This window comes from Phytoactinopolyspora endophytica (assembly GCF_004138495.1).
GTDB classification, from domain to species: Bacteria; Actinomycetota; Actinomycetes; order Jiangellales; family Jiangellaceae; genus Phytoactinopolyspora; species Phytoactinopolyspora endophytica.
In genome coordinates, this window is record NZ_ML142878.1 from 1 (window position 1) to 5,751 (window position 5,751).

7 protein-coding genes and 1 other RNA gene are annotated in these 5,751 nt (G+C 65.3%); 5 read left to right on the forward strand and 3 right to left on the reverse strand.

Annotated elements, in window-relative coordinates:
- Window positions 1-154 precede the first annotated feature (154 nt).
- Window positions 155-607: a MaoC/PaaZ C-terminal domain-containing protein gene (locus ELR45_RS32790; protein WP_129670037.1), complete on the forward strand. Its 453-nt coding sequence runs from the start codon at window positions 155-157 to the stop codon at window positions 605-607.
- Between the two features lie 85 nt (window positions 608-692).
- On the opposite strand, the gene ELR45_RS32795 is transcribed toward ELR45_RS32790, so the two are convergent.
- Window positions 693-1,268: a TetR/AcrR family transcriptional regulator gene (locus ELR45_RS32795; RefSeq protein ID WP_240760310.1), complete on the reverse strand. Its 576-nt coding sequence runs from the start codon at window positions 1,266-1,268 to the stop codon at window positions 693-695.
- A gap of 86 nt (window positions 1,269-1,354) precedes the next feature.
- Here ELR45_RS32795 and ELR45_RS32800 point away from each other — a divergent pair, with 86 nt between their 5' ends.
- Together ELR45_RS32800 and ELR45_RS32805 are read left to right on the forward strand one after the other, a co-directional pair.
- The gene (locus ELR45_RS32800) at window positions 1,355-2,203 is read left to right on the forward strand and encodes an aldo/keto reductase (protein WP_165368312.1); all 849 of its coding nucleotides are present in this window, start codon (window positions 1,355-1,357) and stop codon (window positions 2,201-2,203) included.
- Window positions 2,200-2,538 (forward strand): DMT family transporter, encoded by a 339-nt coding sequence (locus ELR45_RS32805; RefSeq protein ID WP_240760311.1) that lies wholly within the window; start codon window positions 2,200-2,202, stop codon window positions 2,536-2,538. The genes ELR45_RS32800 and ELR45_RS32805 overlap by 4 nt, the downstream gene beginning before the upstream one ends.
- On the opposite strand, the gene ELR45_RS32810 is transcribed toward ELR45_RS32805, so the two are convergent.
- Complete coding sequence (locus tag ELR45_RS32810) at window positions 2,535-3,152, reverse strand: TetR/AcrR family transcriptional regulator (RefSeq protein WP_129670039.1); 618 nt, start codon at window positions 3,150-3,152, stop codon at window positions 2,535-2,537. The genes ELR45_RS32805 and ELR45_RS32810 overlap by 4 nt on opposite strands.
- A gap of 64 nt (window positions 3,153-3,216) precedes the next feature.
- Between ELR45_RS32810 and ELR45_RS32815 the strand changes: the two genes are divergently transcribed.
- Complete coding sequence (locus tag ELR45_RS32815; RefSeq protein WP_129670040.1) at window positions 3,217-3,624, forward strand: RidA family protein; 408 nt, start codon at window positions 3,217-3,219, stop codon at window positions 3,622-3,624.
- Between the two features lie 186 nt (window positions 3,625-3,810).
- Window positions 3,811-4,181, forward strand: a transfer-messenger RNA (tmRNA) gene (gene ssrA / locus ELR45_RS32820).
- Between the two features lie 886 nt (window positions 4,182-5,067).
- Here the strand turns inward: ssrA and ELR45_RS32825 are convergent.
- On the reverse strand, window positions 5,068-5,751 hold a 684-nt coding region (locus tag ELR45_RS32825), incomplete at its 5' end, for a hypothetical protein (protein WP_165368313.1).

Sequence of the window (5,751 nt, forward strand, 5' to 3'; positions counted from 1 at the left end):
CGGTGGTGGTCTCGATCGGTGCTCCGGTGTGGGCGTTGCCGGGGGAGTCGGCGGGTGCGTTCACCGAGCGGCTGGCCGCCGAGGTCCGCCGGCTGCATGCTGTGAACGACTCAGGCGAGGCGGGTGAGCCGCCCCTGGCTGGGGAAGCCGCAGCATGACTGAGGTCAAGTGCATCTCACATGCGGACCGCGGAATCGCCGTCGGGGACGTTGTGGCCAAAGGTGACTACCGGCTGACGCGGGACAGTCTCGTGAGGTACGCGGGCGCCTCGGGTGACTTCAACCCCATTCATTGGAGTCAACGTGTCGCGGAGTCGGTCGGCCTGCCGGGTGTCATCGGGCACGGGATGCTGACCATGTCGCTCGGTGGCAGGCTGTTGACCGACTGGCTCGGCGGCCCGGCCGGCATAGTCGAGTACGGGGTCCGGTTCTCCCGGCCCGTGGTGGTACCCAACGACGACGACGGCGTCACCCTGCACATGGCCCTCACCGTGACCGGCTTCCGCGACCACGGACTGATCGAGGTGAAGATCGAGGCGTCCACCGGCCACAGTACGGTGCTGACGCGCGCTCGTGCCCTGGTCCGTCGTCCAGAATCGGCGACGTAGAGCGGCGGGCCGGCAGGAGGCCTCGCGTTCGGCACGGCCGCGACCGCACTCCAGACAGCGTTGACCGCGGGCCGTCGGGCGGGGCTCAGTTCGGCAGGACAACTGCTAGGCGTTCGAGCGCGGCTTTGACCTCGCTGACCGACCGCCCGCGCTCATGGCGTTGGTATTGGTAGACCTCAGGCGCCAGCGGCGCGAGCAGTACGTCGGGGAGCGTGTCGTCGCGCAGGCCGGCGTCGCGAACCTGGGATGCGATGAACGCCCGCCAGAAGCCGTATGCGCCGGTAGTGAAGCGGGTGGAGCCGAGTTCGGCTCCGAGGGCCAACGGCAGATGCCGCTCCAGCAGATCGACCATCGCTTCGTAGAAGGCTGCGAGCCGTTCGCGAGGTGTAGCACCCGGGCCGAGGGGTGGCGGGCCGGCGAGCAATTGTTGCTGCAGTGCCTGCTCGTGGACGTCGAGTAGGGCGATGGCGACCGAGGCCACGTCGGGGTAGCGGCGATAGAGCGTGCCTCTGCCAACACCGGCAGCGGCAGCCAGATCCGACATGGTGATCTGTGGCCCCTGTTCGGCGAAAAGTTGTTCGGCCGCGGCCAGGATGCGCTGTCGATTGGCGGCAGCATCGGCTCGCTCGGTCGGCGACGTGTCGAGCAACTTCTTCCCCATCATCCTCATCCTAACTGGACGTGATGTCCACTTCATGTACAGTAGGCAACTGGACACGATGTCCACTTATTCGACGAGGAGGAAGCATGAAGGAACAGAAGGTCACGATCGCCGGCTACCACGTGGGCCGAGTGGGTTACGGCACGATGCAGCTCACAGGCCCCATGGCCATGGGTGACCCTGCCGATCCCGAAGCATGCAAAACCGTCCTGAGAAGCGCGATCGAGCACGGAGTGAGGCTTATCGACACCTCTGCCTACTACGGTCCCGAGATCGCGAACCGGCTGCTCGCCGAGGCGATCGCCCCATATCCAGACGATCTCCTGGTCGCCACGAAGGTCGGCGCGCGACGAACGCCGGACGGTGGCTTCGCCGCGGACACGACACCCGAGGCGGTCCGGAGCGCTGTGCACGACAACCTGCGCCAGCTCGGTCTGGACACGCTGAGCGTGGTGCACGCCCGCTACATGCCCGACAGCACCGTTCCTTTCGAAGAGACCGTCGGCGCGCTCGCCGATCTACGAAACGAAGGGCTGATCGCCCACATCGGGGTTTCGAACGTGACTCTCGAACTCTTCAAAGGCGCCCAGACGGTCGCGCCGATCGCCTCAGTGGAGAACGAGTTCCGCCTCGGGCACGAGGGCGGTCGAGACGTCCTCGATGCGGCGACACAGCTGGGAATCCCGTACCTGGCGTTCCGCCCACTCGGCAACGGCGCACTCGTTGCAGCGGACTCGCCGCTTCACGAGATTGCCCGGCACGCGGGTGTGTCGGCGGCGACTCTCGCCCTGGCGTGGGTTCTCGACCAAAGCGACACCGCGGCTGTCATTCCCGGCTCGTCCTCGCCGGAGCACCTGACCGCCGATCTCGCCGCACAATCCTTCGAGTTCACCGCTGACCTGCGTGAGGAACTCGCCCGACTGGAGATGTCATGAGCATTGGTTGGATCGCCATCCTCACCGCCGGACTCCTGGAGATCGCTTGGGCACACAGCATTCGCCTGACTGAGGGCTTCACCAAACTGGCTCCAACTCTCGTCTGTGGTGTCCTCACGGTGGCCGTTGTGTTGATCCTCAACGTCGCGATGAGAACATTGCCGGTCGGCACCGCATACGCAGTATTCGTGGGGGTCGGAGTGCTCGGCACCGCCATCGTCGGAATGATCTGGCTCCAGGAACCCGTGAACCTGCTCAGGGCGCTCGCGCTCGCACTCATCGTCGGCGGTGTGGTCTTGCTCCGCTTGACGGATATCGAAGCGACGGCAGCCTAGCTGGGTGATGGAGGCTGCCATCCGAGCTCGACGGATCGGCGGCATTGGGCCGGGTCGTCGCCGGCGCTGATGAAGAGAGCGGTCAGCATGGGCACACCGTGCACGAGCGCCTGGTGCGTCAGGGGTCCGGTCACAGCAAGTGAAGCCAGCCCGTGGCCGATGGCCCAACTCTGCGTGGCCAGCTCTGGCGGATCGACCTCGCCATGGAACCGGCCGGCGGTCTTGGCCCGGTCGATGGTGTGTACGAGGCAGTGCAGCGTCTCGTCGGCGGCGGAGGGGTCCTCGAGGTCGAACCCGGCATCGAACATGACCCGGTATAGGTCGGGATGGGCCATGGCGTTCGACAGGTAGGCGGCTCCCAAGGCGGCGAGGTCCCGCACCGGATCCTCCGACGTCGGCACCGCGTCGAGCCTGGCGGCCAGGCGGGTGAAGCCTTCCTGGCGCACCGCCCGCCACAGGCCGTCCATGCCGCCGAAATAGGTGTAGACCGCCATGGTGGACACGCCGGTCCCGGCGACCAGTGTGCGGAGAGTGACCGGCTGGCGGGCTCGCAGCATCTGCGCAGCCTTTTCGATCAGCAGCGACCGGACCTTGGGATCTTTCGTCCTCGCCATTGTGGCACAATACATAACACTGCTATGGATTCATAGCCACCACACCCGACGACAAGGAGCGGCCATGGCCGTCACACTGATCAACCCCGATGGGCTGCCTAAGCCCGAGGTGTACCGGCAGCTTTCTATCGCTACCGGATCAAAGCTGGTGTTCCTCGCTGGGCAGGTGGCCCGCGACGCCGAGGGGCGCCCGGTAGGCGAAGGAGATCTCGCTGCCCAGGTCGAGCAGGCCTACCTCAACATCGGCACGGCCTTGACCGAGGTCGGCGGCTCGTTCGACGACGTGGCGAAGCTGACGATCTACGTCGTCGACTGGCTCCCCGAGAAGATGCCGCTACTCGGAGAAGGCGTCGCCAGGGCAGCCGCGACGATGGGTGTCGACCCGGTCAAACCGATCACGCTGCTGGGTGTCGCCGCGCTGGGAGAACCCGACCTGCTCGTCGAGGTTGAAGCCACCGCGGTCATCGACTGACGGCTCCCAAGCAGGCAGCAAGGCGCTGAACGCGGGCGATCGCGCTCGACAGTCCCTGGCGATGCGCTCGATGGGCAGCGGCGGCGAGGTCGGAGGGAATCTCAGTCGCCGATGGGGCGCTGTAGCGGGTATCCTTATGAAGCCTTGGTAAGGGGAGATCTCGAGCCGGGGGTTGATAACTCAACAGGGGGTGAACGGTTTCGACTTCGTACGATGAACCATGGGAAGCGGGCCGAGGATGTCGCGTCATCTCGTTAACGATCGCGGCAACGTTATAAGTGCCAACGAAAAGCGCACTGACTTCGCCCTCGCCGCCTAAGGCGAGACGCTAGAAGTCTGTCGACCCGGGAGTGCTTCCGGCTCGGTGTTCGGCATCATTGAGGAGGCTCACCTACCGATACGGCCACGGCGTCGGTAGGGACATGTACGTGGCTGGGCTCGTCACGGTGACTCGTCTGCGTGATCACCGGAGCCAAGCAGAGGCATAGCAGACTGCGCCCGGAGAAGCCATGGAGAAGCGTCGAAGGACCCGGGTTCGATTCCCGGCACCTCCACGATTTGTTTGCTGATACGAACCGTTGTCCCTGTTCCCGAGCCGGTGTCGGCTCGGGAACTGTTGTTTCTGGCACTACATAAGTCGGTTGGGCGGTCCAGTCCGGGCTGATCTTGATCTCGTGGATCAGTTCTCTGAGTAGGTACTTGACCGCGGACGGCTCGCCGGTCTTGATTGCGTCTCGGATGATTTGAGGAACGTGGTGCAGATCCTCGTTGCGCGGCCGAGGGATGGTCGTGTCGTTGAGGAGATGGGTGACTTCATCGCGGCGGTGGGTGAGTTCGCTGCGCCGGGTATGACGTTCGTCGACTCGGGAGGCGCAGAGCTGAGCGGGCATACTGCCTTCCTCGAAGGCGCGTAGATAGCGGTCCAGCGCGGCCGTGGTCTCGCGGAGTTGTTTGTCCACGCTGGCCAGTTGTGCCTCGAGGTGTGGCCGCTCGCCTTGTCGGCGAATGATTGCCAGTGCTTCAGGTGGGCAGGGCCGGGGAATCCATGGCCAACCACGAGATCGCGATAAGTCGCCCCTGCTGGTGGGTACTGCTCGAGCAGTGGCACGCTCCACCTACGGCAGGTATCGCGGACGAACTGCCGGGTTTCCTCGATCCCTATTCCGGTGTTGGCGTGGGCGGCGTGAGTGATCCTGGCACGCATGAGGTGGGCCAGCGTGTTGGAGTCGCGACCACCCGACCACAACACGCACCCCCGAGTCGATCGAGGCCGACCTGGCGGGCGAACACACCATCACCGCGAGCTGGTCCGGCCTGGACCGCGAAGTCAGTTATCTCGCGGCGTTGCTGTACTTCGCCGACGAACGGCAGGCGGGGCGCACGGTGATCATTCTGAGCCGATGATCGCCTGAGGACGACCACGGGCTCCTTGGAGTCAGACTTCTAGGCGTCGCGTTTCTTGAACAAGGTCCAGGCGGTGACGATGACCAGGGCGGCGCAGACCGCGAACACGCCTCCCGAGGCCCAGCGACCGAAGAAGTCGAAGCCCGGCGCTGCTGGACCGAAGTCCGCCGCGCTGGTCAACATCAGCTCCGATCCGGCGGTGAACGGCAGGAACTTCACGATCGGCGCCAGCCATTCCAGTGCCGGGACCATGGTGAGCCCGACGATCAAGGTCTCGATGATCAGCGGCATCAGGAAGATGACCACCAGCGCCGAGGGCACGCCGCGGAACAGCAGCCCCAGACCGAGCCCGACCTGCGCGTAGATCACGTTGTAAACCAGGTACCCTAGCAGTGCCGAACGAACGGGGTCGTCGAACAGGCCCGGGACCTCGCCCCAGAACGCGAGCATCACACTCGCGTTGATCGCCATCGACGCCAGCGTGGCCACGGCCGTCAGCGCCGTGACGGTCAGGATCTTCGCCAGGATCAAGCGCGAGCGCTGCGGCAGGGCCGTCAGGGTCGGCTGGATCGTGCCGTGCCGGTACTCGTGGCCGGTCGCGAAGATGCCGATCACGGCCATGAACACCGCCAGGAAAGGTATCACGAAGGACGCCCCGCCGTTGACGCCGACATTCACGGCGTCGGCATCGAGCGGCTCGCCGCCGGCGGCGAAGCCGAGAAC

Coding starts and splice junctions, on each gene's coding strand:
- ELR45_RS32805 (WP_240760311.1), top strand. CDS start 2,200: ATGAGCATTGGTTGGATCGCCATCCTCACCGCCGGACTCCTGGAGATC.
- ELR45_RS32790 (WP_129670037.1), top strand. CDS start 155: ATGACTGAGGTCAAGTGCATCTCACATGCGGACCGCGGAATCGCCGTC.
- ELR45_RS32800 (WP_165368312.1), top strand. CDS start 1,355: ATGAAGGAACAGAAGGTCACGATCGCCGGCTACCACGTGGGCCGAGTG.
- ELR45_RS32815 (WP_129670040.1), top strand. CDS start 3,217: ATGGCCGTCACACTGATCAACCCCGATGGGCTGCCTAAGCCCGAGGTG.
- ELR45_RS32795 (WP_240760310.1), bottom strand. CDS start 1,268: ATGGGGAAGAAGTTGCTCGACACGTCGCCGACCGAGCGAGCCGATGCT.
- ELR45_RS32810 (WP_129670039.1), bottom strand. CDS start 3,152: ATGGCGAGGACGAAAGATCCCAAGGTCCGGTCGCTGCTGATCGAAAAG.